We start from the raw sequence: 26,916 nt of genomic DNA on the forward strand, positions 1-26,916 counted from the left end.
ATAATTGATTTCAAAAGAAGATTTTATAAAATTAGAAGAACAAATAGATTTATTCTCGAAACAAAAAAAATTAAATTCTGAAGAAGCAAAGGTATTAATTGATGAATATTTTGATATGATTGAAACGTTTTTTAAACAAATCAATCACATTCACACTATTGATTTTGAGCGATTAACCGATTATCCAGTTGTACCAATGAATTTTAAAGAACGTTATCATTATATGATTGAGCGTAAATATCATTTTATGGGTTATAGTCAAATGAAGACACTTAAATCAGAATTAATTAAAATGAATGCATCATACCAAATACGTAGCAAAAATAAAGGCCATTAACACAAAAATTTAGCGTTAAAATGGAGTTACAAAACAATTTTGTGATGTCATCACAATCATATAGCAATATTTCAAACACAATACGTCATGAAACATCATTAATTCGTCTAGACTTATTCATAAGGTCAATAGATAGTAGAACTGAAATTAAAAAATCCCACTTCTCAATTTATTGAGTAAGTGGGATTTATGCATGAGCTACAATTCAGATAATCCTCTTATACTTTTTTCGATTATGGTCATCCTTGTCGAAATGTACGACGAAATCGTTTTAATAAAACTAGATTTCTGTCTCATTCTTTTTATTTAATTTCCAAAGCTTTTGGTGCACTTTGCTTATTAAATTTTTACTTGATATTTAATTTCTTATTCATACAATTCCATAAGATGTAAATCAGTAAAAAAACTCTATAAAATAAAGAAAACGCCAATTTCTATATAATTTCAATAGAAATTGGCGTTTATGTGTTCATAAGCAATGATGATAACTAAGCGCTTCTTGAGCATTGAAATAGATACTCAAAACTTAATTTAATAGTTATTGTGCTCTTGATAAACCAGTAGAGTTATTTGCATTATTACTGCTTGAGCTAGCTGATGATGAATTGTTGTTATTATTGCTACCACCACTATTATTACTACTACTACTGCTGCTTCCACCTTGTCCTCGAGGCTTATTACTTGTTGTGTTGTCATCAGGATGTCCTGCAACAGATAGGCTATCTTTACTATCACCATTTACTGAGTCAGGTTTACTAAAGTCCTTGCCATCTCTTGGTGAGATATTGCTCATTACATCCTCGAATAAATATTGAGGATACTCTTGTTCGTCATGTCCAACAAATGAATTCACGCCGCCTTGTTTAACTTCTTTGAAGCCCATCCACACAGACATGCTGTATTTTGGCGTGAAGCCATTCATCCATACATCTTTTGCAGCATCATCAGGCAAGCCATATTGTTGGTAAGTTTGGTCACCATAAGTACCTGTACCAGTTTTTGCTGCAACGTTCACACCAGATATACCGTGGCCATATGCAGAACCATATGCTTCAAATGTACCTTTAAGTACTTCTGCTAACATATAAGAAGTGGAATCTTTCATTGCTTTCTTACTTGTATGATCGTAATTAATTGTTTCTCCATCTTCTTTTTCTACTTTTTTAATAGAATGTGCATTATTATATTCGCCACCATTTGCTATAGATGCAAATGCAGATGCTAATTGTGTAGGTGAGAATTCTGATGATGAACCACCTAATACTTCAGAAGGTCCTATATCTCCTTCATATTCTAAACCAACTTTATTAGCGAAATCTTTTGGTGCGTCATTTCCAGCGTTCTCTTTTGAAGATTGCCAAGCTTTTAATGCTGGTATATTGAAACTTTGACGTAAAGCGTCATACAATTTAACTTCGCCATGACCTTTAGTATCATAGTTTCTGAAAGTGACACCATCAACTTGATACGCTTCTTCATCTTGAATTGCGTGATTCGTAGCCCAATTCATATTTTCAATGGCAGGGCCATATGCTAAGAATGGTTTTAATGATGAACCAGTAGGGTGAGCATCTGTAGCTAAGTTTCTATCAACAATATCTTTATAATTTCTACCGCCAGATATTGCAACTAAACCACCAGATTTACTGTCTACAATAGAAGCACCAACTTGTTGGTCTTCATTTTTATAGTAACCACCATTATCTACACGATCTTGTAGTGTTTGTTGGACATCTTTGTCCATATTTGTGTAGACTTTGACACCACTATTAAGAACTTCACCTAAATCTTTACCTTTGAACACTTTATTATTCATTAATTCAGATTTTACGAAGTTAACGTAAGAATCATATTCAGGATTTGAACTTTTATCACTCACTTGACGATCTTCTGAATCACGTTTTACTAAGTTATCTTCTAATGATGTATTTTGTGCTTCTTCTTTTTGTTTCTTAGTAATACGATTATGATATTCCATTAAATATAAAACAGTATCTTTACGTGATTCTGCTTCTTTTGGATGATCATAAATATTATAAGTATTTGGAACTTGCGGTAAACCAGCTAAATATGCCGATTCAGCTAAATTTAAATCTTTCAAATCTTTATCAAAGTAATATTTAGCTGCAGCTTTCACACCATAAACACTGTCAGAATAGTAAATTTTATTTAAATACATCTCAAAAATTTCATCTTTACTATATTCTTGTTCGAGTCTATATGATAAATAAGCTTCTTGTGCTTTACGTGCTATTGATTTTTGATCCGTTAAGAACGAACGCTTAACTACTTGTTGAGTTAATGTTGATGCACCTTGCGAACCAAATCCACCCGTAAAGTTTTTAGCCACTGCACCAAACAAACGTTTATAGTCAAGTGCACCATGGTCATAGAAACGATTATCTTCTGTAGCTAAGACAGCTGATTTCATGCTTTTAGGTACTTCATCTAAATCAACATGTTCACGTCTTTGCCCATTATCAATCGTTTTAATCAAATCGCCATCTTTATCATATATTTTAGCAGGAATTGGATCTTGTAATTTTGATTCTGTAAATGCAGGTGCTTTCCAAGCATAATATGCAAATAACAAAATACCAATTAACGCTAGAACAATGAAGGCTATGATGAGAAACCCGATTATCTTAATAATCGTTCTTTTTATATTCCTATTCTTTTTTTCTCCGGACTTATCATTCTTATTTGAATCGGAAGTCCTTTTTTTCTCCGTCATACGCGGTCCTCACTTTCATCTAATATCAACTTATCAACTGCTTTGAGGTAATTCAATCTTGGTTGATACTGATAAGGAATATAGTAACCATTTTTTCTAATTTCTTCAACCGTAATCGACTTTTTAATTTCTTTTTTGTACCGATGCCAATAATATTTAAATTTGCTATAAGGCAACAAATAAACTTCATCTAATAATTTAAAGCGAATTAATAAAAAAACAATTCCTCCTTGGTCATAGCAAGCATTCATATGCACCACTTGGTGTTCATGCATGTTATTCAATGGAAAAGAAGTTTTATTTTTAGTTTCTTTCGCTTCAAAATCTAAATAGTGGGCTTTGTAAATACCATTGTAATCAGTAGTCGAAGGCGTTCGGAAATAAGCCTCATTAATTACCGCCTTACTTCTCATAGGATAATGAACATTAACTATTTGAACGGGGGTGGGCTTTTTATGTATAACAGCTTGTCCAAGTTTCAAATAGTGTGTGTTAGATAATTCAATATCACTTTCAAGTGACATGCCTCTGCCACCATAGTTTATTTTACTCTTTTCATCCTTATAAGTTCGTCCGACTTGAGACTTATTTCCGTAAAATGGTTTCCCATTTGGATAATTCATTGTTTTTCACCACTTTAATTTGGTTTCAAAAACTTTTTTCATTATACATGAAAATAATCTTTTTTTCCAAACTATGAAATATAAAGCAATGTATCTGTACATACATCAATATTTATTTTAACGTGCTTTTCTCAATTAAACAATAATTCCCTATAAATATACCTAGAATATGACATAAATGTTAGATGATTGTTTCACAAATGACTATCAAATTTATTTGTGGTAAATTTAATGTGTAGGAGGAAACTTCATGCAACAATTAATTACCCAGCTATTAAATGACGTCCAAATGATGCAAGATAGATATGAATCAGTCAAATCGAAAGATATAGACTATGATTTTTACAAAGATGTTGTGCCGTTTACGAGTTACATAGATAAGCTGTTAGAAACACTTAGCACATTTGAGCCTAAAATACTACAACTATCTTATATGAATAAGAAAAAATTTGATTTACTTATTTCAAATATTGAATCATTGTCAGTAGAATGTCATTTTAAAAGAACTAGCCGTAAATTATTCACAGAAAAAGTTAAAGCAGTACAATACGATTTAAGTTATATACAAAGAAGTGATGTTACATTATGATAAAGACAATTTATGTGACTGGCTATAAGTCATTTGAACTTAATATCTTTAAAGATGATACACCTGAAGTTTCTTATTTGAAAAAATTTATAGCACATAAATTAAAATCATTGATTGAAGAAGGACTTGAATGGGTATTAATACAAGGACAGATGGGTATAGAATTATGGACTGCTGAAGTAGTAATTGATTTAAAAGAGACCTATCCTGAACTTAAACTCGGTGTGGTCACACCATTTTTTGGTCATACTGATAGATGGAATGAACAAAATCAAGCAAAATATAATCACATCGTACAACATGCTGATTTTGTAGATAGCGTATTTCATACATCATATGTAGGGCCACATCAATTTAAACAAACAGATCAATTTATGCTCGATCATACGGATCAATCATTACTGATATATGATGAAGAACAAGAAGCTAGTCCAAAATACTTTAAACAAATGTTAGTTGATTTTATGGAAAAAACAAATTATACTTGTGACATTGTTTCGTTCGATGAATTAACGGAATTTATCAACGATTTGCAGTGGTCTCAAGAACAAAGTTTCGAATGAGGTGGAAAAATATGTCAGATGTTTCATTAAAACTATCAGCTAAAGATATTTATGAAAAAGATTTTGAAAAAACTATGACACGTGGTTATAGAAGGGAAGAAGTAGATGCTTTCTTAGACGACATCATTGCAGATTATCAAAAGATGGCAGATTTAGATAATGAAGTTGTTAAACTTTCCGAAGAAAATAACAAATTAAAAAAAGAACTAGAAGAATTGAGATTGCGTGTGGCTACTTCAAGACCACAAGAGAATAAAAACTTTTCAACAAACGGTAATGCTACAAGCAATACTACTAATAATAACAACGTCGATATTCTAAAAAGAATTTCAAACCTAGAAAAAGCTGTTTTCGGTAAATAATATAACTAGCTATCATAACAAATAACGATGTTTGCGTAGTTGTTATTGCGTACACAAAGATAAGTTTTGGTTTTTCCAAAACTTATCTTATTTTTATTTGTTCTAGTCTTTGAAAAATGATATACTCTTAAAGATGGTGTTTTGGGTAATCGCTATAGCGATATAGAGGAAAGTCCATGCTCACACAATCTGAGATGATTGTAGTGTTCGTGCTTGATGAAACAATAAGTCAAGGCATTAAATTGACGGCAACGAAATAACCTAAGTCTTTAGATATGGTTAAAATAGTTTGAAAGTGCCACAGTGACGTAGCTTTTATAGAAATATAAAAGGTGGAACGCGGTAAACCCCTCGAGTGAGCAATCCAAATTAGGTAGGAGCACTTATTTAACGGAATTCAACGTATAAATAAGGTATACTTTTAAAGTATATAGACAGATGGTTACCACCAGCGTACGAGTGTAACTAGTACACGTTGGCAGTACAAAGGTACAAAACATGGCTTATAGAAACATCATTACTAGACCCCAAGCTCTCCCACTTAGGAGAGCTTTTTTAATGTTTAAAATTCACATAAAACTTTAATATGAACTTAAACAGAAGTTAAGTCATATCTATTTAAAATAACTTTTGATAAAATTAAATTAAATCAATTTAAAAAAGGAGCAAAACAATGTATCAATTATTAGCTGTATGCCCAATGGGGTTAGAAGCAGTTGTTTCTAAGGAAATCCAAGATCTTGGTTATGCAACAACAGTAGAAAACGGCAAAATCTTTTTCGAAGGCGATGAAACAGCAATAGTTAAATGCAATTTATGGCTAAGAACTGCCGATAGAATAAAAATTGTTGTTGGCCAATTTAATGCAAAAACATTTGATGAATTATTTGAAAAAACAAAAGAACTCCCATGGGAATCGATTATTGAAAAAGAAGGAAACTTTCCTGTACAAGGTCGAAGTGTAAAATCCACTTTATTTAGTGTGCCAGATTGCCAAGCAATCGTTAAAAAAGCAATTGTTGAACGTTTAAAAACTGCTTATCAAGAAAAAGGGTGGCTAGATGAATCAGGTGCTAAATATCCAGTTGAAGTAGCTCTATTAAAGGATAAAGCACTATTGACAATAGATACCTCTGGATCAGGTCTAAACAAACGTGGTTATAGGCTTGCCCAAGGTGAAGCTCCTATAAAAGAAACGCTTGCTGCTAGTTTGATTAAATTAGCAAATTGGACAGGTGATACACCATTGATTGATCCATTTTGTGGTTCTGGAACGATTGCGATTGAAGCATGTTTAATAGCACAAAATATTGCACCTGGTTTTAATCGAGATTTCGTTTCAGAAACATGGGATATTATGCCTGATGGACTATATGATGAATTGAGAGATGAAGCTGATCAACAAGCTCATTACGATAGACCTTTAGAGATCTATGCATCAGATATTGACCCAGAAATGATAGAAATAGCGCGTAGAAATGCTGAGGAAGTCGGCTTATCAGACATTATTAACTATAAAGTTCAAGATGTTAACACCTTATCAATAGAATCAGAAGCACCAATTGCATTAATTGGCAATCCACCATATGGTGAACGTATTGGTGATAGAGCAGAGGTTGAAGAAATGTATCGTTATATCGGTCAATTAATGCAAGGACATCCTTATTTATCAACTTATATTTTAACAAGTAATAATGAATTTGAATTTTTAGTTAATAAAAAAGCTACAAAAAGAAGAAAGCTATTTAATGGTTATATCGAGTGTACTTATTATCAATATTGGGGGAATAAAAAACCTAAAAAATAGACTGCATGAATCAATCAGAAAGAGGTGCGACAAATGAATAACGAGTTTAAAAAAGGCATAATTTTTGCTTTTGGTGCATACATTTTATGGGGGATTTTACCAATATATTGGGATTTAATAGAAGATATTGGTGCATTTGAAATATTAGCTTTTAGAATTATACTATCAATGATATTTATGCTGATAGTGGTAATAATCACCAATAATACAACACCATTTAAACGCGATTTACAACAGCTCATTGCAAATCCAATACAACTCATTGCTATCATAGCTGCTGGCTATGTAATAACAATTAATTGGGGTACTTTTATATGGGCAGTTACGAATGGTCATGTATTACAATCAAGTTTAGGCTATTATATTAATCCACTCGTAAGTATTCTATTAGCGTTAATTTTCCTCAAAGAGCGATTTAATAAATTAGAATGGATTGCTATTGGATTTGCAGTTATCGGCGTTTTGTATATGACTATAAGAGTCGGTGTATTCCCAAGTATTTCATTACTATTAGCATGTTCATTTGGTATTTATGGTTTAATTAAAAAGATCGTACCAATAGATGCAATTAGTAGTATTACAATAGAATGTATTGTTACTGCACCAGCAGGCATTATATATCTATGGTACATATGGCAACAAGGTAGTTTAACATTCGGTTATAATACCTCATCTTTTTGGTTGATTTTCTCAGGAGCTGTAACTGCAATTCCTCTGATACTTTTCTCAGCTGGTGCACGTAGAATTCCATTGTCACTTACTGGCTTCATACAATACATTGGTCCTACAATTATGTTTGTATTAGGTATTTTCTTATTTAAGGAACCATTTAGTGTCGACCAATTTATCACGTTCATCTTTATTTGGGTTGGCATTGTAATATATAGTATTTCACAGTATGTAAAAATTAAAAAAAATAATAATCCTGCTATTTACTAAATGGTAAAGATTACGTCCCTAAGATAACTTCATACAAAGTTGTTTTTAGGGATTTTATTTTATCTTGAAATTAATCAAAACATGTTTACATATCATGTAGCTCATTTTATTATATTCATTATCGTAAATATATCATTAGTATAAATCATGCATTTGTAGTATTGTAAAATTAGATATAAAGAAAAGCATTCAAAAAATTATTATATATACTAAAATTTTTAATCATATATTATAATGGAGTGATTATATGACGAGAGTATTAATACTAGGGGCAAATGGAGCAATTTCTAAAGCAGCTATTAATTCTTTTTTAGAAAATACCTCATATACGCTGAGACTGTTTTTAAGAGACGCGAATAGACTACCTGATTATGCATCAGATCGCATTCGTGTTCGTGAAGGAGACGCTACAAATTTTGAAGATGTTAATAGTGCAATGGAAGATGTAGACATTGTATTTGCTAGTCTTTCTGGTGAATTAGATAAAGAAGCAAGTACTATTGTTAAAGCTATGGAACAGAATCAAGTTAACCGTCTAATATTTGTAGCTGCGCTTGGCATTTATAATGAGGTTCCAGGTAAATTTGGTGAATGGGTAAATGAGCAAATCCATAGTTACTTACCAATTTATAAAAAAGCAGCTGACACCATCGAAAGCTCAAAGCTCAATTATACGATTTTAAGACCTGCTTGGTTATCAGATATTAACGAAATTGATTATGAAATTACTCATAAAAATGAACCATTTAAAGGGACAGAAGTTTCCAGAAAAAGTGTTGCTGCTGTTGCAGTACAAATTGCCAAAAATCCTGAACTTTATTTAAACGATAACATTGGTATTAGCAAACCTAATACTGATTTTAGTAAACCAAGATGGAAATAAAATTTTAAAATCAATAACATTTTTATAATGATTGCAAATGCCACCAATTAAGGTGGTATTTTTAATTTTAAATTAAATCACTATCAATAACTTTGTAACAGTTCTTTACTTTCACTAATAAATAAGTACTAAATACAATTTAATTTTGCTAACTTACTTTAGACCCACAATAATTTGTTATACAATAGAACTTAATTACATATAAGTAATAAAGGGGATACATAACATGTCTAAAACGAAGCAACTCGATATTCTATATAAACTAAAAAAAGAAGTTGAAAAATCAGATAATCACAGACTTGTACATATTATAAATCAAGTCATTAAGAAAATATTTTTAGAGCAATATACAGCTACATTTGTTGGTCATTTTTCAGCAGGAAAATCAACGCTCATCAATATGCTACTGGAAGAAAACATTTTACCAAGTTCTCCAGTACCTACAACTAGTAACACAGCAATCGTTTCTGTATCAGATGAACCAGGTATTATAGCAAATTTGAATAACCAAAAATATACTTTATTAACAAACTACGATGAAGTCAAACAAATGAATCGCGAAAATATTGATGTTGAATCTGTAGAAATTAAATTCCCATCTGATAAATTTAATAAAGGATTCACACTCCAGGATACACCTGGTGTTGATTCTAATGTATCGACACACCAATCTAGTACTGAAGAATTTATGTATACAAGTAATGTTCTATTTTACACTGTAGACTATAACCATGTTCAATCTGCAATGAATTTTCAATTTATGAAACAGCTTAATCATGCTGGTGTACCAGTAGTTTTTGTTATCAATCAAATAGATAAACATCATGAATCAGAGATTCCATTCGCCACATTTAAACAACGCGTTGAAAAATCGATTGATGAATGGGAAATCAAACTAGATCAAATATTTTATGTTTCTAAATTTGAACATGAACACAACCAAATTCAAGCATTATCAGACTATCTCATTGATAAAGATCAACATAGAGAATCAATGTCAGATTATGTGGAACGTACTATCAATTTTATTACAGACGAACAGTTATCATTTATTCAACATGAAATTCAAGCAATTTTAACAGAGCTAGATATATTTGAAGCAGATTTTGACCAAGCATATTTAAACTTCCAACAACATCAGCAAGTGAGTGAAGAAGCAAAATTACTAAATAACCCTGATCAATTGTATGATTTCTTAAAACAAAAACGTAAAGCAATTCTCGACAATGCATATGTAATGACACACGATACTAGAGAAAAAATAAGAACTTATTTGGAAAGCCGAACTAAAGATTTTAAAGTAGGTGGCTTATTCAATAAAAAGAAAAAAACATTAGAAACACAACAAATTAGACTTCAAGAACTACTTGAGCAATTACAAGAAAAGGTAAATCAAGAAATACGTCAACCTTTGAGAGAAGATATGTCATTTTTAACTCGATTTATTAATTCTTCCGAAGTAAATGATGCTATTTTAAACCAACATTATCAAATCCCTTCAAAACTCGTGGATGATTTGTATCAAATGCAAATATCTATTAGTAATCAATATGTCTTAACATTTTCAGATGATTTAATGAAATCGATCAAACAACATATTACTAAAGAAACTGAACCATTATTTGAAAAAGCAATAAACCATTCTCAAGCAAACGATATTGGTACAGAAGAAGTAGATGATTATAATGATTATGTTAAATTTATGGAGCTACGTAATTTAAGAGAATCGCTTGAAACACAAAATTATAGACACTACTATATTCATATTGATGATTCACTAGATAAATTAATAGACAGGGAAAAAATCACTTATCAAGCTAAACCGGAAATTGCAGAAACTAAAAAACAAAATCAACCTAATACTACTAAAACAAAATCAACGAATACTTCAATTCAAGATATAAAACGTTCTTTAGATTTAATAAAAAATATTCCATTATTTGAACAAACTAAACAAGATATCAATGATGCTTTAAATCGCCTTGATAATAAAATTATTAAAATAGGGGTTTTCGGAACATTCAGTGCCGGAAAAAGTAGTTTAATCAATGCGCTACTTGGTGATGCGTATCTTGTAAGCTCTCCAAATCCTACAACAGCTGCAATGACAGAATTGACATATGGTGAGAAAAGTCAAATTACACTTAAATCATCAGAACAAATATTAGAAGAATTAAACCAATTATTTGAAGTGGAAAATAAATCTTTTGATTCAATTGAAGCATTTTTAAATCAAAATACACATAAGTTAACAGCATCTTTAGAAAAAAACAAATTAGCATTTATCAATGCAATTCACAAACATTACACGATGTACCAAGAAATGTTAGAACAAGGCGTAACGCATACCATTGAACAGGACGAAATTAGAAAATGGAGTGCAGAAGATGAATACGCAACCTTTGTAAATACAGTTCACTTAAGATTACCCATTGATTGGTTAAAAAATAAAGTTATCGTAGATTCACTTGGGTTACATTCCAATAATCAACGTCATACAAATGAAACAGAAAAGATTTTAACTTCTTCAGATTTAATACTTTATGTGAGTTATTTTAATCATTCTTTCACAGATAATGACAAACGCTTTATTGAACATATGAAAGAAATGAACCAATTAAGTGAAAATCAAGCATTTAAAATGATTATAAATGCCACTGATTTAGCTGAAACCGAAGAAGATCTGAATGCAGTTATAAACTATGTAAGTGATGCACTTAATCATGTAAATATGAATTCTGATATTTTTGCAGTATCAAGTCGTAAAGCATTGAATACAGGTGACTCAGGGATTGATAAATTAAAAAATAGTATAGACTATTTTACTCAAGTTGAGTCAAAAGATATATTGCAACAACAAATGACTAAACAATTAGCAAATATTTCAGAAGCATTTGATCAAATGATAGAAGATGCACATCATAATCAATCAAAAATTAAGCAACGTAAAAATAAACTCAAACAGTACCAGCAACAAATAATACTGAATAATAATATATTACAAATTGCAGTACAACGTGCTTCAAATGAAGTTGAAGATCAAATTTATCACTTAAATGAGCGTTTAAAAATTCAATTACTAGATGAAGTTAAATCAATTTATAACGGTCAAATGACACAAAGTAATAACTTCAATGAAGAAAAACGTCTTTCCACAAAACAATACTTAGATCAAATTCATCAGAGATTATATTTAGAACAATCCTTACTTGTAGAACGAATTAAAAAGTATTTCATTCAACAAATACATGAAGAAATCGCACCTTTAAAACAAAAATTGGAACAATTACACATTTTCATCGAACCAGAATTTAATAAAAGTAATCTGGAACTAGACGATCCATATTTAAAAATTGAATTAAGCCAAATGATCTCTGCTTTGCCCAAATCATTAACTAAAAAGAACATTTTGCAACCAAAAATGCAAAATGAAATTCAAACTACAATAACTCAAAACACACTTGTGCAACTTAAACCTTGTATTGCTGATTTAAGGAAGGCATTAATTGAAATTGTAAATAAACTGAATAATGATGCAGAAATGAAATTCAATCAGTACGAAAAAGAGTTACACACACAAATCAAACAACTTTTAGCTTTTAATATAGATGATTCATTAATAAAACAACTTCAAGAAACAAATAGCGAATTAAAAGCGCAGTTGTTAACTTAGAAAGAGGTACGCACAATGTCAAAAAAAATATTATTAATAGATGGTATGGCATTACTATTTCGTCATTTTTACGCAACGAGTTTACACAAACAATTTATGAGAAATTCATCTGGAACTCCTACGAACGGCGTTCAAGGATTTGTACGCCATGTATTTACCGCAATAAATGAAATACAACCCTCACACGTGGCTGTGTGTTGGGATATGGGGAAATCTACGTTTCGAAATGAAATGTTTGACGGTTATAAGCAAAATCGTCCGGCGCCACCAGAAGAATTGATACCACAATTTGATTATGTCAAAGAAATATCAAATCAATTTGGTTTTGTAAATATTGGTGTTCAAAATTATGAAGCTGATGATGTTATAGGGACTTTAGCGCATGCGTATTCACAACAAAATCAAATTTATGTAATCACCGGTGATAAAGATATTTTACAATGTATTAATCCAAATGTTGAAATTTGGCTAACTAAAAAAGGATTCAACATTTACAATCGCTATACCTTAACCAGATTTCAAGATGAATATGGCCTAGATCCATTACAACTCATAGATGTTAAAGCATTTATGGGAGATAGTGCTGATGGCTATCCTGGCGTTAAAGGAATTGGAGAAAAAACAGCTATAAAACTCATTCAAAATCATGGTTCAGTTGAAGCAGTGGTTGACGCTTTAAATGAATTAACACCTGGTCAACGTAATAAAATAGAAGATAACTTATATAATTTAAAACTTTCTAAATCATTAGCTAAAATTCATACAGAAGTACCAATAAATACTTCTGATTTATTAAGTGATATGAAATTTGGAACTGATTTAGCTGAAATACTAAATATTTGTAAAGAGTATGAACTCTATGTATCTGGAAAATATTTAGCCTCACATTTTAGTTAAATAAAATACATTCTTAAAGTTAACAATCCTGGGACATAAAGTTGTTGGACAAATGAAAAAGACAATTTCTATTAAATTTATATAGAAATTGTCTTTTTCATTAATTTTTGATTATAGTTAGCATGTTGAGCTACTACTTTTCTTATATTAAGTACCATTAATGCAAAGCCAAGTTCTCTTTTGACGTGTTTGCATTCATTAAATACATTTTTTAGCGATTATTTCAACGATTTCTTTAACATGTCGTGACAAATATAATATGAATGCGTCGTATTTTGGTGAGACGCTTGAGGGAGTAGGACAAGTTGAAGACTACAGTTTGAGATTAGTGTTTAAGAAAGCGAGTCAACAATACGAAGTATTGAATAAAAAGAAGCGCTCAAATGAATTGAATCAACTCACTTGAATGCTATTTTAAAGGGTTAATATTCCAAACTCCCTAATAATTAATATCGAATGCTTTTAATCATGCATACTTGCCTAAGATATAATTTACATAATAATTGCTCATACAATTGTTTTGGACAATTTGCATTAAAAAGGTGTTATAAATGCAAAAGATTAGTTATTAACACCAACAACTAAAAAGTTAATGTCTTAAGATTTTAAATAGAAATACGCTCTTTATAACTTACTAGTTATCTATCATTGAGACATTATTTTTGACAATAATTTATTGTTTTAACGCTTTTTTTCAGCCGTTTTTGTGATTTTATATAAGGCATTTTTAGCATGATGATTTGCTTCTTTATTTTGATTTCTTGGAACCCATTTAACAAATAATAAATCAAAAGACGATTCTAATATTTTTATTTTATGGTAGTAATTTATGAACTGTTTATTTTTCACTTGTCCTTTGTTCATACTATCTTCTATTAATTTCGAATCAGTGTATACGAGTGCTATAGTGATTCCATGATGTTTTGCACATTCCAATGCAAATACAAAAGCTGCCCATTCTGCGCTATGATTATCTAAAATTCCTAAATCAAAGTCATAATGAAATCGTTCTTGCTCAGTAATAATAACTATAGAGCATGCGCTTTGACCCGGATTACCTGCTGTCGCTGCATCAAAATATATTTTCGCCATAAATTCACCTTCAAATTTAATAAGTTAATTTTATATTAACAAAAGAGCATAAATAAGCATAATCATGTAGATATATTTTTCTTGGAAATTATATCAAAATAACGTAAGCTATTACAGTTAATAAAAATGCACAAAATTAATATATACAAAGGATGATCTTAATTGAAAAACATGTTTATTATTCATGGCTATCAAGCCAGTACAAAAAGTCATTGGTTTCAATGGTTAGCCTCACAGATGAAGCCATATGGTTATAATGTTGAAATTGTATATTTACCAAATTCCGATCATCCTGAACTCGATTCATGGTGTCAGGCCATTGATAATATCATACAAAATAAATTGAATTCAGAAACAATTATCGTTGCGCATAGTTTAGGCGTCATTTCAATATTACATTATTTAACTTCTTTTAAGGCTAATTCAAAAATAAAAGGGCTTTTTCTAATTTCTGGTTTTAACGAAAAATTGTCTAACATACCTGAACTAAATCAATATATAGATAACACCTGTATTAACATCAATAATTTAAACGCACGTCACATTATTACAATTGGTGCTACAAATGATCCAGTAGTGAATATAGACGCGACTGATAGGTTATCAAGTCAATTAAATGTCAAAACACATTATATTAATCATAATGGTCACTTTTTAGAAACTGAGGGGTATCACACCTTCAATTACTTAAAAGATAAGATAATGGAAATTTTATAATTATATTAAAATACTTAAAATATAAAAACCCGTATATGAATTTGAAATTCATTTACGGGTTTTTTCATAAGTTATATTAAAACACTTTATTAAAAATTAATAACCTTCATCTAACTTCTGGATCTTTCCTCTTCGGTACATTGATTTAGCCCAATAACCAAAAGGAACATTAAATATAGTAGAAATTATTTTTAACAAATACGTTGTAATAAAGATTTCAAGTACCGCTTCATTTGGCATTGCGCCTAAAAAGGCAATGATAACAAATAGTGCAGTATCTACTATATTACTTAAAATCGTACTACCATAAGCTCTTATAATAAATGTTTTATCAGAACTGAACACCTTTTTGATTAATGAGAAAAGCAAAACATCTAAATGTTGTCCGATGATATATGCTATAACAGAACCTAAAGCAATCCTTGGAACAATATTAAAAATAGATTCTAATGCTTTTTGTGTATTGTCTACTGGAGAAGGTGTGAAATGAAGTGAAAATTGCATCACTATAATCATTACCAACGTTGAACAAAAACCCAGCCAAACTGCACGTTTAGCTATTTTACGCCCGTAGATATCATTTAAAATATCAGTTGCTAAATAGATTGATGCAAACATAACATTTCCCAGTGTTGCTGAAATAGTAAAAATATCGATTGTTTTAATAACTTGAATATTGGCTATAATAGTGCCAATAGCGATCCACGCAATCAAACCATGTTTACCAAACAAACGATACATAGTAACCAATAATATGAAAGTTACTAAAAAAGTAATAACGCCAAATATTTCATTAAACAATTTAATTCCTCCTAAATTTTGATAATGCGGGTGTTTAGAAACCGCAAAATAAACAACTACATTATTTTACTAGAAAATTGTAAAAAAGCAAGTTCAAATTACAAATAATTATCAAATATTTTCACTAATACTGTATTTCAAATTAATGATTAAACAATCATTGTTACAAATGATATAATGTCATCAAGTCTCAAATCTTATAATAAATTAGTTAATTGGGTACTTATAATTCATTTTTAGAAATACAGGAGCGTGAAGCGTATTCTAACCTATTCTGAAAAAGAGGCAATTGACGCCATAGACCAATTGATGAACACATATTGTAAAGCGTGTTTATTAAAGCGTCATGTTAAAAATACAAACGGTAAAACACAAGCACATCATTTTTGTATAAATGAATGTTCAGTAGGTAAACAAATAAAACAAATCGGTAATGAATTACAATAAAAAGGAGCATACGATTATGGAAATATTAAATGTGGCTACAACACCAAATCCAAATACGATGAAAATTGATTTAAAATTAGATAGTGGTGATAACAAACCTAATACGTATACAAAAGTTAAAGAAGACCAACCAGATTTCATCAACGCAGTATTAGAAGTTGATGGTGTCAAATCTATATTTCAAGCAATGAATTTTATCTCAGTTGATAAAAATTCAGATGCAGATTGGGATACACTTTTACCAAATATAACAAAAGCTTTAGAAGAAATATAAAAATAAGGAGGGTGCCTTTATGGAAATTGTACGTGTTGAGCCTACACCAAGTCCCAATACAATGAAAATTGTATTGAGCGAAAAAAGAGAGGATAGCCAATCTAATACTTATTCATCAATTGCAGAAGGGCAGCCTGGTTTTATCAATGATGTTTTAGAAATTGATGGTGTTAAATCTATATTTCATGTGATGGACTTTTTAGCTGTAGATAAAAAACCAAAATTTGATTGGGAAGATGTTTTACCTAAAGTAACAGCAACATTAAAAGACGAACACGAAGTAACTTCCGAAACGCCACCAGATGAACATTTCGGTGAAATAAAAGCAGAAGTTTTAACGTTCAAAGGTATTCCTTATCAAATTAAACTAACGACAAGTACAGAAGAACAACGTAAACAATTACCTGAAATATATGTCGACAGCATGTTAGCTGCCCAGAAAGATGATGACAACGTTGTGTTTCAACGTAAATGGGAAGATTTAGGTATACGCTATGGTGAGCTCTCCGAGGTTATGGAGGATGTCGTGGAAGAGATAACAGCTATCTATCCCAAAGATCAATTACAAAAACGCGTGGAAGAAGCCTTAGCATCTGACATTACAGTCCCTGAAACCAAATACAAACATGTAACCTTGGAAACATATCAATCAACTGAAAGTTGGAAAGAACGTTTAAGAATGCTAAAATCATTCCCAACACCTACGATTGAAGATTTACCGTTACTCGGTGAAGTTGTGAGTGATGAACAGAAAACACCATTAAGACGTGAAGCTATCATACTTCTTGGAATGATTGAAGACGAAATTGTACTTCCTTATCTCTATAAAGGGTTAAACGATAAAAGTCCTGCAGTAAGAAGAACTGCTGGTGATTGTTTAAGTGATTTAGGTTTCAAACAAGCATTACCAGAAATGGAAAAAGCATTAGATGACCCTCACAAAATAGTCAGATGGAGAGCTGCTATGTTTATTTTTGATGAAGGTGGACCAGAACAATTAAAATCACTACGCAAACATGCTGATGATTCAGCATACGAAGTGAAACTTCAAATAGAGATGGCTATAACAAGAATTGAAAATGGTGATGAAGCATTAGGTTCCGTTTGGAAGCAAATTGCTAATAGGAATAATGTCTAAAGAAACTATCATTTAATTAAAATAGGAGTGTTATAAATGAATGCTTATGAAGCATATATGAGTGAACTTGCTACACAAATGAGAAGCGAACTAACTAATCATGAATTTAACAGTTTAGAAACTGCAGATGATGTCGATGACTTTATGAATAATGTATCTGAAGATGATACAACATTTGTCGTGATTAATTCAACTTGTGGCTGTGCTGCAGGATTGGCAAGACCTGCTGCAGTTACTGTTGCAGAACAAAACGAAAAAAAACCAACCCATAAAGTTACTGTATTTGCAGGTCAAGATAAAGAAGCAACTGAAGCAATGCGCGCTTTCATTCAACAAGTACCATCTAGTCCATCGTATGCCTTGTTTAAAGGAAAAGAATTAAAACATTTCATGCCAAGAGAGCATATAGAAGGTAGAGATATTCAAGATATTTGTATGGATATTAAAGACATATTTGATGATTATTGCAGTTAATCAATTAGACCAAGGCTGAGATATAAATTAATGTCTCAGCCTTAAATTGGTTTAATGCTAAATACATAATTTCGACCTTATCATGCATTTCATTAATGAACATATTGAGGTTGTTTTGACTGATATAGTTGGCCATCCCAAAGTAAGATCAACTATTTAATAAGTTGATCTTACTTTGGAGTGTTTATCACAACATTTAGAGTAATAGACTTATGTTACTAAGCCTTTCAAAACACAAATCATTAATTGAATACATAAATATAATGCTCAAAGTCCAATTATAATTTTATTTTACTAGTGGTTTTTTCTTTAAATTATTGGTATTTTAAAATATGATTAAATAAAAATAACTTTACTGTTGAAAGGCGTGTGTTCGACATGTTAAATACATTTGATCAATCCTATCATGATCTTTGTAACGAAATATTAGAAATAGGAAAACAAAAAGAAGACCGTACAAATACAGGTACGATTTCAAAGTTTGGACATCAATTAAGATTTGATTTGTCAAAAGGTTTTCCATTGCTAACAACTAAAAAAGTATCATTTAAATTGATTGCAACTGAATTGCTATGGTTTATCAAAGGTGATACAAATATTAAATATTTACTTCAATATAATAATAATATATGGAATGAATGGGCGTTTGAAAATTATATTAACTCAGTTGATTATAAAGGACCAGACATGACAAATTTTGGTCATAGAGCACAAACAGATGAGGCATTTAATGAAAAATATAAAGAAGAAATGCGTAAATTTAAAGAGCAAATTTTAAACGATGAATCTTTTGCTAAAAAGTATGGTGATTTAGGTAATGTTTATGGCAAACAATGGCGCGATTGGGAAGATAAAAATGGCAATCACTTTGATCAGTTAAAAACTGTTATCGAACAAATTAAAAACAACCCAAATTCAAGACGCCATATTGTTTCAGCATGGAATCCCACTGAAATTGATACTATGGCATTACCACCTTGTCATACAATGTTTCAATTTTATGTCCAAGATGGCAAATTAAGCTGCCAATTATACCAAAGAAGTGCAGATATCTTTTTAGGTGTACCATTTAACATAGCTAGTTACAGTTTACTGACACATTTAATCGCTAAAGAATGTGATTTAGAAGTAGGAGAATTTATACACACATTTGGCGATGCTCATATTTATACGAATCATATAAACGCCATTGAAACACAATTATCTCGTAGTAGCTATGCACCACCACAACTCAAAATAAATTCAAATGACTCTATCTTCGACATTAATTATGAAGATTTAGAAATTGTTAATTATGAATCACACCCAGCAATTAAGGCACCAATAGCTGTATAAATAATAAAATATTTAATTTCAATGATGATTTAATATATACTTTAAAATGAGAACGTTTTACTTACTGAAATCATACTACTATTTACTATTAGGAGGAAAATTATGACACTTTCTATACTGGTTGCTCACGATCAGCAACGTGTTATTGGAGTTAATAATCAACTACCATGGCATTTACCAAATGATTTAAAGCATGTTAAAAAACTATCAACTGGTAATACACTTGTTATGGGCCGTGCAACATTCGATTCTATAGGAAAACCTCTTCCTAATAGAAAAAATGTAGTACTAACAAGAAATACATCATTTGCCCATGATGGTGTTGAAGTTATCCATTCAATTGACGAAATATATAATTTATCTGGTCATGTTTTCATTTTTGGTGGTCAAACATTATTCGAAGCAATGATTGATAAAGTCGATGATATGTATATTACTGTTATTGAAGATAAATTTAATGGTGATACATTCTTTCCACCTTACACATTTGAAGACTGGGAAGTGGAATCTTCTATTCCGGGAAAATTAGATGAAAAAAATACCATTCCCCATACATTTCTACATTTAGTGCGTAAAAAAACAACATAGGAGGAAATATTATGAAAATGAAAATTGTAACTGATTCAACATCAGATTTATCTCATACTTATTTACAAGATAATGATATACATGTCATTCCACTTAATTTAACTATTGATGGCAAGTCATATGTAGATCAAGTGGACATTTCCTCTGAAGAATATATTAAAAAGTTGGAAGAAAATGCTGATGTAAAAACGAGTCAACCAGCAATTGGAAATTTTATCGAATTATATGATGAATTAGGCAAAGATGGTTCTGAAATCATTAGTATTCACATGACATCAGGGCTTAGTGGCACTTATCAGACTGCGTTACAAGCAAGTCAAATGACAGATAGCAAAGTAACTGTTATAGACTCAAAATCTATTTCATTTGGATTAGGGTATCAAGTCCAGCATGTAGTTGATTGGAATAACCAAGGGCTTTCATCAGAAGAAATTGTTTCAAAAATAACAGATTTACAAAGTAATATAAAATTATACGTCGTGATTGGTCAATTAAACCAGTTAATCAAAGGCGGTAGAATCAGTAAAACTAAAGGATTAATTGGTAATATGATGAAAATTAAACCAATTGGAACACTTGACGATGGTAAAATTGAATTAATTCATAATTCTCGTACTCAAAATGCTAGTATTCAATTTCTTAAAAAAGAAATCAGCACTTTTTTAGGTGATAAAAAAATTAAATCAATAGGTATCGCGCATGCAAATATTTTAGAATTTGTGGATAAAATTAAAAAACATTTTACTGAAGAATTTAATGTCACTGAATATGATACAAATGTTACAACTCCTATAATCTCAACACACACTGGAGAAGGTGCAATAGGTCTAGTTGTTTTAAAATCATAAACTAATTTATAATAAATTAAGGTTCATTTTAATTATGCTTTCATTTGTTAAATTTTCAAAACAATTTAATAGCTTATCTCTGAAATTAATGATAACTTAATGACAAGATAAAAAAAGGAGGTATACCATGGCATATGCGACATTAGCTGGAGGTTGTTTCTGGTGTTTAGTAAAACCATTCACATCTTATCCAGGCATTGAAAATGTTGTTTCTGGCTATAGTGGTGGACATGTTGAAAATCCTTCTTATGAAGATGTTAGCCGTGGACAAACCGGTCATGTAGAAGCAGTACAAATCACATATAACTCTGAAATCACTACCTTCGAAAACATTTTGGATGTTTATTTTAAAACTTTTGATCCTACGGATAACGGCGGTCAATTTTTTGATAGAGGCGAACATTATCAACCAGCTATTTTTTATCATAATGAAGCGCAAAAAAGGGCTGCAGAAGCAAAAATTCAAGAGTTAAATGAGCAGGCAATATTCAACAACCCTGTAATTACACCCATAAAACCATACAAAAACTTTTATGCTGCTGAATCATATCATCAAGATTATTATAAAAAGAATCCACTACATTATGAGCAATATCAGCGTGGTTCTGGTCGTAAAAGTTTTATAGAAAAGCATTGGGGGAAACAATATGATTAAAAAAAATAAAAACGATTTAACCGAAATAGAATATTTGGTAACACAAGAAGACGGAACTGAACCTCCTTTTCAAAATGAGTATTGGAATCATTTTGAAAAAGGGATTTATGTTGATAAAATTTCTGGTAAACCTTTATTTACTTCAGAAGAAAAATTTGAATCAGACTGTGGTTGGCCTAGTTTCTCAAAAGCTTTAGATGATGAAGAAATCATAGAGCTTGTTGATAAAACATTTGGTATGGTACGGACAGAAGTACGCTCTGAAGATGCAAACAGTCATTTAGGACATGTTTTCAACGATGGTCCAACTGAAAGCGGTGGTTTAAGATATTGTATTAACTCTGCTGCCGTTCAATTCATACCATATGACAAACTAGAAGAATTAGGCTATGAAGATTTAATACCACATTTTGAAAAATAAGGAGCGAACAAGACATGTTTAAAAAATTATTTGGTAAAGGTAAAGAAGTCGACAAAGAAACAAGTGTATATGCACCTATTACAGGAGAGTATGTAAAAATAGAAGATATTCCAGATCCAGTCTTTGCACAAAAAATGATGGGAGAGGGATTCGGAGTGAATCCAACTGACGGTGAAGTTGTTTCTCCAATCAATGGTAAAGTAGATAATATTTTCCCAACAAAACACGCTATTGGTTTACAAGCTGATAATGAACTTGAACTACTTGTTCATATCGGTTTAGATACAGTACAACTGGATGGAGAAGGTTTCGAAGTATTAGTTGAAAGTGGCGATACTGTTAATGTTGGAGACCCGCTACTACGTTTTGATTTAGATTATATTAAAGAAAATGCTAAATCAGTTATTTCACCGATTATTGTTACAAACTCAGACAACACATCATCAATTGCAATTGCCGACGATGTAACTTCAGTAACTAAAGGTGAAACTAAAATTATAGATGTGACAATGAACTAATGAAAGATCATTCATTTTATCAATTTGCATTAACAGCACGTGGTCGAAAAGATGAAAAAGGCGAATTAGCAGAAGAAATTTTTGATGATTTGTCTTTTCCACGACAGGAAAAAGATTTTCATGCACTATCAGATTACATTGAAATGCAAGGAAGTTACACCGTTTCAATGTCTGTTTTCGATAGTTTATATGAAGAATATACTGAATGGTTAAAATTTTAGTCTTAGTTTATATTTGAGCGAATATAGTAAAGTATATTAAAATAATAAAGTATCATAGAGAGCTGGGATTAATCTTTAATGATTCAATCCCAGCTACTTTTATTTTCAAATCAATAAAATTTTGATTTGAATTATACATATATTTAGGAAGTGATAAAATGTCGGAAAGATCAGACATGGAAAATGAAAACAACGAAGAAACTAAAACTGACGATGCAAATAACAACCAGCCCACTAAAAAATTGAGCTTTAAACGTAAAAATTTTATTTTAACAATCATAAGTATTGTGCTCATAACAGCAATTTTAACAGTCTTTGCAACCATAGCAATCATGCATTGGACAAGTGGACTGGATGGAAGTCAAAAAACAGAAATGAAAAAAGTTGAAGATGTCTATCGTATTTTAAATAAAGAGTATTATAAAAATACTGATTCAGAAAAAATATCTGAATCTGCAATTAAAGGGATGGTTAAAGATTTAGATGATCCATATTCAGAGTATATGACAAAAAAGGAATCTAAATCGTTTAATGAAGATGTCTCAGGTGATTTTGTTGGTATCGGTGCTGAAATGCAAAAAAAAGGAGATAAAATTCAAATAACAAGTCCGATGAAAAACTCCCCTGCGGAAAAAGCTGGCATTCAACCTAAAGATGTAGTGACTAAAGTAAATGGTAAGTCTATTAAAGGACAACCACTTGAAGCTATTGTCAAAAAAGTGCGAGGAAAACAAGGAACAAAAGTTACACTAACAATTGAAAGAGCGAATCAAGCACACGAAATCACTATTAAAAGAGATAAGATACACGTTAAGAGTGTAGAATATGAAAAACATGGAAATACTGGTGTGTTTACAATTAATAAATTCCAAAGTAGTACATCAGGTGAGTTAAAATCTTTAATTATTAAAGCACATAAAGATGGAATTAGAAAAATTGTTCTCGATTTACGTAATAATCCCGGTGGATTACTTGATGAAGCTGTAAAAATGGTGAATATTTTCATAGATAAGGGTAAAACTGCAGTTCAACTTGAAAAAGGCGATCAGAAAGAACAAATAAAAACATCGAACGACGCTACCAAAGAAGCTAAAGATATGGATGTTTCAATTTTAGTAAACAAAGGGTCAGCCAGTGCATCTGAAGTATTTACAGGTGCAATGATGGATTATAATAAAGCCAAAGTATACGGTTCAAAAACTTTTGGTAAAGGTATTGTACAAACAACACATGAATTTGACGACGGTTCGTTATTGAAATTTACGAATATGAAATGGCTAACACCAAAATCCCATTATATTCATGGAAAAGGTATTACACCTGATACAAAAATTAAAGAACCCGAATATCAATCATTAAATGTCATACCTAATACACAAACTTACCAATTGGGTGATGAAGACAAACATATAAAAACAATAAAAATAGGTCTATCTGCATTAAACTATGAAACTAATAATAACTCTAAAAACTTTGATAACGATTTAGTAGAGGCAGTTAAATCATTCCAAAAAGATAATAATTTAACAGTTAACGGAAAGTTCGACAAACAAACCAATGATAAATTCACTCAAGCTTTAGTTAATAAAGCTAATAAAGAAGATACTGTGTTAAAAACTTTATTAAATAAATTAAATTAAAGAGGTGAAACTGCCATGATAAGATTAGGTACTATAAATGATTTACCAACTATTTTAACGATTGTAGAAGAAGCAAAATCAATAATGAAACAAGAAAATAATACACAATGGGATGAACAATATCCATTAAAATCACATTTTAAAGAAGATATTAGTAAAGACTCACTATTTGTACTAGAAGAAAATGAGATAATTTATGCTTTTATAGTTGTCGACCAACAACAATCTGAATGGTATGATGAACTGGCATGGCCAATTGATAGAAAAAATGCATACGTTATTCACAGATTAGCAGCCTCATCAGAATATAAAGGCGCTGCAACAAAATTATTTGATTTTGCTGTTAACCTTGCGTTAAAAGATAATGTACATGTAATGTTAACTGACACTTTTGCATTGAATAAACGTGCTCAAGGATTATTCCAAAAATTTGGCTTTATCAAATTAGGTGAAGTAAATATTGATTATCCTCCTTTCGATAAAGGAGAACCATTCTATGCCTATTATAAAAAATTAGAAGAATAGAGGTAATAATATGACAAAAATCGCATTTACGGGTGGCGGTACTGTTGGACATGTATCTGTAAATCTTAGTTTGATTCCAACAGCTTTAGAAGAAGGACATGAAGCTTTTTATATTGGCTCAAAAAATGGTATGGAACGAGAAATGATTGAATCTCAATTACCAGAGGTTCCATACCATAAAATTTCAAGTGGTAAATTAAGACGATACATCTCTTTCGAAAATATCAAAGATATTTTTAAAGTTTTAAAAGGTATATTCGATGCAAGACGAATATTAAAAAAAGAACGACCTGACCTATTATTTTCAAAAGGGGGTTTTGTATCTGTGCCAGTAGTTATTGCTGCTAAATCTTTAAAAATTCCAACAATCATACATGAGTCTGATCTAACACCAGGTTTAGCAAATAAAATTGCTTTAAAATTTGCTAAAAAGATTTATACGACCTTTGAAGATACATTGCAATATCTTCCTAGTGACAAAGCAGATTTTGTAGGTGCTACAGTCCGTGAAGATTTAAAAAGTGGTGATAAAAATAGAGGCTATCAATTAACAGAATTTAAAGATGATAAAAAAGTTTTATTAATCATGGGAGGTAGCCTTGGAAGTAAAAAGTTAAATGATATAATTAGAGATAATTTAGATGCATTATTAAAAAATTATCAAGTCATTCATTTAACTGGTAAAGGATTGTTAGACCAATCCTTAACGAATAAAGAAGGTTATGTTCAATTTGAATTTGTTAAAGACGATTTAACTGACTTATTAGCGATAACAGATACAGTTATTAGCCGTGCTGGTTCAAACGCTATTTATGAGTTCTTAGCATTAAGAATTCCAATGCTTTTAATTCCTTTAGGTCTTGACCAATCTAGAGGTGATCAAATTGACAATGCGAAAAATTTTGAATCTAAAGGTTTTGGAAGAACGATTCCAGAAGACACTTTAACTGAACATAAACTTATCGATCAGTTAAAAGATATTGAAACACACCGTGAATCAATCATCACTCAAATGCAAACATACAAAGAAAGTTTTACACGCCAAGATTTATTTCATAAAATTGTTAAAGATGCAAATAACTAATAATAGGGAGGATACGCAATGAGTCGTTGGAAAAGAATAAGTCTACTCATTATTTTTACATTAATTTTTGGCATTATTGCATCCTTCCATGAATCTAGATTAGGAAAATGGATAGACAATGAAGTTTACGAATTTATATATTCTTCTGAAAGCTTCATAACTACCACATTTTTCTTAGGAGTAACTAAAATCGGTGAAGTATGGGCAATGGTTTGTTTATCATTATTACTCATTGCCTATTTAATGCTAAAAAAGTTAAATATAGAGGCACTTTTCTTTGCTATAGCTATGAGTTTATCAAGTACTTTAAATCCATTATTAAAAAATATATTTGATAGAGAACGACCTACATTATTAAGACTTATAGATATCTCTGGTTTTAGTTTTCCAAGTGGACACGCCATGGGCTCAGCTGCTTTCTTTGGCAGTACGATTTACATTGCTAATCGTGTCTTAAAAGGGAAAACAAAAGGGATAATGATAGGTCTTTCAGCACTATTTATTATTTTAATTTCATCATCAAGAGTATATCTAGGTGTGCATTATCCTACAGATATCATTGCTGGTATTATTGGTGGTGCTTTTTGCGTCGTTTTATCAACATTGATATTAAGACACAAGTTAAAAATATAATTAATAATTATACTTTGAGCAGTTAAATCATATTAAAATAGAGAAAAAGGCAATTTCTATACAAAAATAGAAATTGCCTTTTTTAAATTCGTCTGAAA

Annotated in this window: 29 protein-coding genes, 1 other RNA gene and 1 pseudogene; 26 read left to right on the plus strand and 5 right to left on the minus strand. The window is 30.7% G+C overall.

Annotated elements, in window-relative coordinates; genetic code table 11:
- The first annotated feature begins 4 nt into the window (after positions 1 to 4).
- Complete coding sequence (locus tag NST87_RS06900) at positions 5 to 337, plus strand: YpoC family protein (protein ID WP_019468934.1); 333 nt, start codon at positions 5 to 7, stop codon at positions 335 to 337.
- A gap of 538 nt (positions 338 to 875) precedes the next feature.
- On the opposite strand, the gene NST87_RS06905 is transcribed toward NST87_RS06900, so the two are convergent.
- Positions 876 to 3,071, minus strand: coding sequence for a transglycosylase domain-containing protein (locus tag NST87_RS06905; protein ID WP_040029877.1), 2,196 nt, complete (start codon positions 3,069 to 3,071; stop codon positions 876 to 878).
- Complete coding sequence (recU, locus tag NST87_RS06910) at positions 3,068 to 3,694, minus strand: Holliday junction resolvase RecU (RefSeq protein WP_019468936.1); 627 nt, start codon at positions 3,692 to 3,694, stop codon at positions 3,068 to 3,070. The genes NST87_RS06905 and recU overlap by 4 nt, the downstream gene beginning before the upstream one ends.
- A gap of 250 nt (positions 3,695 to 3,944) precedes the next feature.
- Here recU and NST87_RS06915 point away from each other — a divergent pair, with 250 nt between their 5' ends.
- From NST87_RS06915 to NST87_RS06955, 9 genes are all read left to right on the plus strand, one after another.
- Complete coding sequence (locus NST87_RS06915; RefSeq protein WP_019468937.1) at positions 3,945 to 4,283, plus strand: DUF1798 family protein; 339 nt, start codon at positions 3,945 to 3,947, stop codon at positions 4,281 to 4,283.
- A complete protein-coding gene (locus NST87_RS06920; RefSeq protein ID WP_019468938.1) occupies positions 4,280 to 4,846 on the plus strand; it encodes a DUF1273 domain-containing protein in 567 nt (188 codons plus the stop codon). The genes NST87_RS06915 and NST87_RS06920 overlap by 4 nt, the downstream gene beginning before the upstream one ends.
- A gap of 11 nt (positions 4,847 to 4,857) precedes the next feature.
- Positions 4,858 to 5,208, plus strand: a complete 351-nt coding sequence (gpsB, locus tag NST87_RS06925) for a cell division regulator GpsB (RefSeq protein ID WP_019468939.1) — start codon at positions 4,858 to 4,860, stop codon at positions 5,206 to 5,208.
- Between the two features lie 137 nt (positions 5,209 to 5,345).
- Positions 5,346 to 5,719: RNase P RNA component class B (gene rnpB / locus NST87_RS06930), an RNA gene on the plus strand.
- Positions 5,720 to 5,881: 162 nt separating this feature from the next.
- Positions 5,882 to 7,015: a THUMP domain-containing class I SAM-dependent RNA methyltransferase gene (locus NST87_RS06935; RefSeq protein WP_019468941.1), complete on the plus strand. Its 1,134-nt coding sequence runs from the start codon at positions 5,882 to 5,884 to the stop codon at positions 7,013 to 7,015.
- Positions 7,016 to 7,048: 33 nt separating this feature from the next.
- On the plus strand, positions 7,049 to 7,954 hold the full coding sequence (gene rarD, locus NST87_RS06940) for an EamA family transporter RarD (protein ID WP_040029876.1): 906 nt from the start codon (positions 7,049 to 7,051) through the stop codon (positions 7,952 to 7,954).
- Between the two features lie 247 nt (positions 7,955 to 8,201).
- A complete protein-coding gene (locus tag NST87_RS06945; protein ID WP_019468943.1) occupies positions 8,202 to 8,837 on the plus strand; it encodes an SDR family oxidoreductase in 636 nt (211 codons plus the stop codon).
- Between the two features lie 226 nt (positions 8,838 to 9,063).
- Positions 9,064 to 12,510, plus strand: a complete 3,447-nt coding sequence (locus NST87_RS06950) for a dynamin family protein (protein ID WP_040029875.1) — start codon at positions 9,064 to 9,066, stop codon at positions 12,508 to 12,510.
- A gap of 15 nt (positions 12,511 to 12,525) precedes the next feature.
- On the plus strand, positions 12,526 to 13,407 hold the full coding sequence (locus tag NST87_RS06955; RefSeq protein ID WP_019468945.1) for a 5'-3' exonuclease: 882 nt from the start codon (positions 12,526 to 12,528) through the stop codon (positions 13,405 to 13,407).
- On the opposite strand, the pseudogene NST87_RS06960 reads toward NST87_RS06955, so the two are convergent.
- Positions 13,404 to 13,589 (minus strand): annotated as a pseudogene (locus tag NST87_RS06960) (IS5/IS1182 family transposase); the annotation flags it as partial. The gene NST87_RS06955 and the pseudogene NST87_RS06960 overlap by 4 nt on opposite strands.
- A gap of 499 nt (positions 13,590 to 14,088) precedes the next feature.
- The gene (locus NST87_RS06965) at positions 14,089 to 14,499 is read right to left on the minus strand and encodes a ribonuclease HI family protein (RefSeq protein WP_019468946.1); all 411 of its coding nucleotides are present in this window, start codon (positions 14,497 to 14,499) and stop codon (positions 14,089 to 14,091) included.
- 171 nt (positions 14,500 to 14,670) lie between these two features.
- Between NST87_RS06965 and NST87_RS06970 the strand changes: the two genes are divergently transcribed.
- Positions 14,671 to 15,216, plus strand: a complete 546-nt coding sequence (locus NST87_RS06970; protein WP_230620684.1) for an RBBP9/YdeN family alpha/beta hydrolase — start codon at positions 14,671 to 14,673, stop codon at positions 15,214 to 15,216.
- A 96-nt stretch (positions 15,217 to 15,312) separates the two neighbouring features.
- Here the strand turns inward: NST87_RS06970 and NST87_RS06975 are convergent, their stop codons facing one another.
- Complete coding sequence (locus tag NST87_RS06975; RefSeq protein WP_019468948.1) at positions 15,313 to 16,017, minus strand: queuosine precursor transporter; 705 nt, start codon at positions 16,015 to 16,017, stop codon at positions 15,313 to 15,315.
- A gap of 252 nt (positions 16,018 to 16,269) precedes the next feature.
- On the opposite strand from NST87_RS06975, the gene NST87_RS06980 reads away from it, so the two are divergent.
- The 15 genes from NST87_RS06980 (at position 16,270) to NST87_RS07050 (ending at position 26,818) form a co-directional block, all read left to right on the plus strand.
- Entirely contained in the window at positions 16,270 to 16,464 is a 195-nt protein-coding gene (locus tag NST87_RS06980; RefSeq protein ID WP_019468949.1) for a zinc-finger domain-containing protein, read from the plus strand.
- A 16-nt stretch (positions 16,465 to 16,480) separates the two neighbouring features.
- Positions 16,481 to 16,738 carry a NifU N-terminal domain-containing protein gene (locus tag NST87_RS06985; protein ID WP_019468950.1) on the plus strand — a complete coding sequence of 86 codons (258 nt, stop codon included), beginning with the start codon at positions 16,481 to 16,483 and terminating at the stop codon, positions 16,736 to 16,738.
- 19 nt (positions 16,739 to 16,757) lie between these two features.
- Complete coding sequence (locus NST87_RS06990) at positions 16,758 to 17,876, plus strand: conserved virulence factor C family protein (RefSeq protein ID WP_019468951.1); 1,119 nt, start codon at positions 16,758 to 16,760, stop codon at positions 17,874 to 17,876.
- A 36-nt stretch (positions 17,877 to 17,912) separates the two neighbouring features.
- A complete protein-coding gene (brxA, locus tag NST87_RS06995) occupies positions 17,913 to 18,350 on the plus strand; it encodes a bacilliredoxin BrxA (protein ID WP_340721475.1) in 438 nt (145 codons plus the stop codon).
- A gap of 378 nt (positions 18,351 to 18,728) precedes the next feature.
- On the plus strand, positions 18,729 to 19,685 hold the full coding sequence (locus NST87_RS07000) for a thymidylate synthase (RefSeq protein ID WP_019468953.1): 957 nt from the start codon (positions 18,729 to 18,731) through the stop codon (positions 19,683 to 19,685).
- Positions 19,686 to 19,787: 102 nt separating this feature from the next.
- A complete protein-coding gene (locus NST87_RS07005) occupies positions 19,788 to 20,273 on the plus strand; it encodes a dihydrofolate reductase (RefSeq protein WP_040029873.1) in 486 nt (161 codons plus the stop codon).
- Positions 20,274 to 20,281: 8 nt separating this feature from the next.
- A complete protein-coding gene (locus NST87_RS07010; protein WP_040029872.1) occupies positions 20,282 to 21,121 on the plus strand; it encodes a DegV family protein in 840 nt (279 codons plus the stop codon).
- Positions 21,122 to 21,248: 127 nt separating this feature from the next.
- Positions 21,249 to 21,776: a peptide-methionine (S)-S-oxide reductase MsrA gene (gene msrA, locus NST87_RS07015; RefSeq protein ID WP_019468956.1), complete on the plus strand. Its 528-nt coding sequence runs from the start codon at positions 21,249 to 21,251 to the stop codon at positions 21,774 to 21,776.
- Entirely contained in the window at positions 21,769 to 22,197 is a 429-nt protein-coding gene (msrB, locus tag NST87_RS07020) for a peptide-methionine (R)-S-oxide reductase MsrB (RefSeq protein WP_019468957.1), read from the plus strand. The genes msrA and msrB overlap by 8 nt, the downstream gene beginning before the upstream one ends.
- Before the next feature lie 14 nt (positions 22,198 to 22,211).
- Positions 22,212 to 22,715 carry a PTS sugar transporter subunit IIA gene (locus NST87_RS07025; RefSeq protein ID WP_071560120.1) on the plus strand — a complete coding sequence of 168 codons (504 nt, stop codon included), beginning with the start codon at positions 22,212 to 22,214 and terminating at the stop codon, positions 22,713 to 22,715.
- Positions 22,715 to 22,936 (plus strand): YozE family protein, encoded by a 222-nt coding sequence (locus tag NST87_RS07030; RefSeq protein WP_019468959.1) that lies wholly within the window; start codon positions 22,715 to 22,717, stop codon positions 22,934 to 22,936. The genes NST87_RS07025 and NST87_RS07030 overlap by 1 nt, the downstream gene beginning before the upstream one ends.
- Before the next feature lie 158 nt (positions 22,937 to 23,094).
- Positions 23,095 to 24,576 (plus strand): S41 family peptidase, encoded by a 1,482-nt coding sequence (locus NST87_RS07035; protein WP_019468960.1) that lies wholly within the window; start codon positions 23,095 to 23,097, stop codon positions 24,574 to 24,576.
- Positions 24,577 to 24,591: 15 nt separating this feature from the next.
- Complete coding sequence (locus NST87_RS07040) at positions 24,592 to 25,101, plus strand: GNAT family N-acetyltransferase (RefSeq protein ID WP_019468961.1); 510 nt, start codon at positions 24,592 to 24,594, stop codon at positions 25,099 to 25,101.
- 10 nt (positions 25,102 to 25,111) lie between these two features.
- Positions 25,112 to 26,185 (plus strand): undecaprenyldiphospho-muramoylpentapeptide beta-N-acetylglucosaminyltransferase, encoded by a 1,074-nt coding sequence (locus tag NST87_RS07045; RefSeq protein ID WP_019468962.1) that lies wholly within the window; start codon positions 25,112 to 25,114, stop codon positions 26,183 to 26,185.
- A gap of 18 nt (positions 26,186 to 26,203) precedes the next feature.
- Entirely contained in the window at positions 26,204 to 26,818 is a 615-nt protein-coding gene (locus NST87_RS07050; RefSeq protein ID WP_019468963.1) for a phosphatase PAP2 family protein, read from the plus strand.
- Positions 26,819 to 26,916 lie beyond the last annotated feature (98 nt).

Source organism: Staphylococcus sp. FSL W8-0271 (genome assembly GCF_038006605.1).
GTDB classification, from domain to species: Bacteria; Bacillota; Bacilli; order Staphylococcales; family Staphylococcaceae; genus Staphylococcus; species Staphylococcus cohnii.

Coding starts and splice junctions, on each gene's coding strand:
- NST87_RS06965 (WP_019468946.1), bottom strand. CDS start 14,499: ATGGCGAAAATATATTTTGATGCAGCGACAGCAGGTAATCCGGGTCAA.
- NST87_RS06915 (WP_019468937.1), top strand. CDS start 3,945: ATGCAACAATTAATTACCCAGCTATTAAATGACGTCCAAATGATGCAA.
- NST87_RS07045 (WP_019468962.1), top strand. CDS start 25,112: ATGACAAAAATCGCATTTACGGGTGGCGGTACTGTTGGACATGTATCT.
- msrB (WP_019468957.1), top strand. CDS start 21,769: ATGATTAAAAAAAATAAAAACGATTTAACCGAAATAGAATATTTGGTA.
- NST87_RS07000 (WP_019468953.1), top strand. CDS start 18,729: ATGTTAAATACATTTGATCAATCCTATCATGATCTTTGTAACGAAATA.
- NST87_RS06905 (WP_040029877.1), bottom strand. CDS start 3,071: ATGACGGAGAAAAAAAGGACTTCCGATTCAAATAAGAATGATAAGTCC.
- NST87_RS07050 (WP_019468963.1), top strand. CDS start 26,204: ATGAGTCGTTGGAAAAGAATAAGTCTACTCATTATTTTTACATTAATT.
- NST87_RS07025 (WP_071560120.1), top strand. CDS start 22,212: ATGTTTAAAAAATTATTTGGTAAAGGTAAAGAAGTCGACAAAGAAACA.
- brxA (WP_340721475.1), top strand. CDS start 17,913: ATGAATGCTTATGAAGCATATATGAGTGAACTTGCTACACAAATGAGA.
- NST87_RS06950 (WP_040029875.1), top strand. CDS start 9,064: ATGTCTAAAACGAAGCAACTCGATATTCTATATAAACTAAAAAAAGAA.
- NST87_RS06945 (WP_019468943.1), top strand. CDS start 8,202: ATGACGAGAGTATTAATACTAGGGGCAAATGGAGCAATTTCTAAAGCA.
- NST87_RS06920 (WP_019468938.1), top strand. CDS start 4,280: ATGATAAAGACAATTTATGTGACTGGCTATAAGTCATTTGAACTTAAT.
- NST87_RS07005 (WP_040029873.1), top strand. CDS start 19,788: ATGACACTTTCTATACTGGTTGCTCACGATCAGCAACGTGTTATTGGA.
- rarD (WP_040029876.1), top strand. CDS start 7,049: ATGAATAACGAGTTTAAAAAAGGCATAATTTTTGCTTTTGGTGCATAC.
- NST87_RS06970 (WP_230620684.1), top strand. CDS start 14,671: ATGTTTATTATTCATGGCTATCAAGCCAGTACAAAAAGTCATTGGTTT.
- NST87_RS06955 (WP_019468945.1), top strand. CDS start 12,526: ATGTCAAAAAAAATATTATTAATAGATGGTATGGCATTACTATTTCGT.
- NST87_RS07035 (WP_019468960.1), top strand. CDS start 23,095: ATGTCGGAAAGATCAGACATGGAAAATGAAAACAACGAAGAAACTAAA.
- NST87_RS07030 (WP_019468959.1), top strand. CDS start 22,715: ATGAAAGATCATTCATTTTATCAATTTGCATTAACAGCACGTGGTCGA.
- recU (WP_019468936.1), bottom strand. CDS start 3,694: ATGAATTATCCAAATGGGAAACCATTTTACGGAAATAAGTCTCAAGTC.
- gpsB (WP_019468939.1), top strand. CDS start 4,858: ATGTCAGATGTTTCATTAAAACTATCAGCTAAAGATATTTATGAAAAA.
- NST87_RS07040 (WP_019468961.1), top strand. CDS start 24,592: ATGATAAGATTAGGTACTATAAATGATTTACCAACTATTTTAACGATT.
- NST87_RS06990 (WP_019468951.1), top strand. CDS start 16,758: ATGGAAATTGTACGTGTTGAGCCTACACCAAGTCCCAATACAATGAAA.
- msrA (WP_019468956.1), top strand. CDS start 21,249: ATGGCATATGCGACATTAGCTGGAGGTTGTTTCTGGTGTTTAGTAAAA.
- NST87_RS06935 (WP_019468941.1), top strand. CDS start 5,882: ATGTATCAATTATTAGCTGTATGCCCAATGGGGTTAGAAGCAGTTGTT.
- NST87_RS06985 (WP_019468950.1), top strand. CDS start 16,481: ATGGAAATATTAAATGTGGCTACAACACCAAATCCAAATACGATGAAA.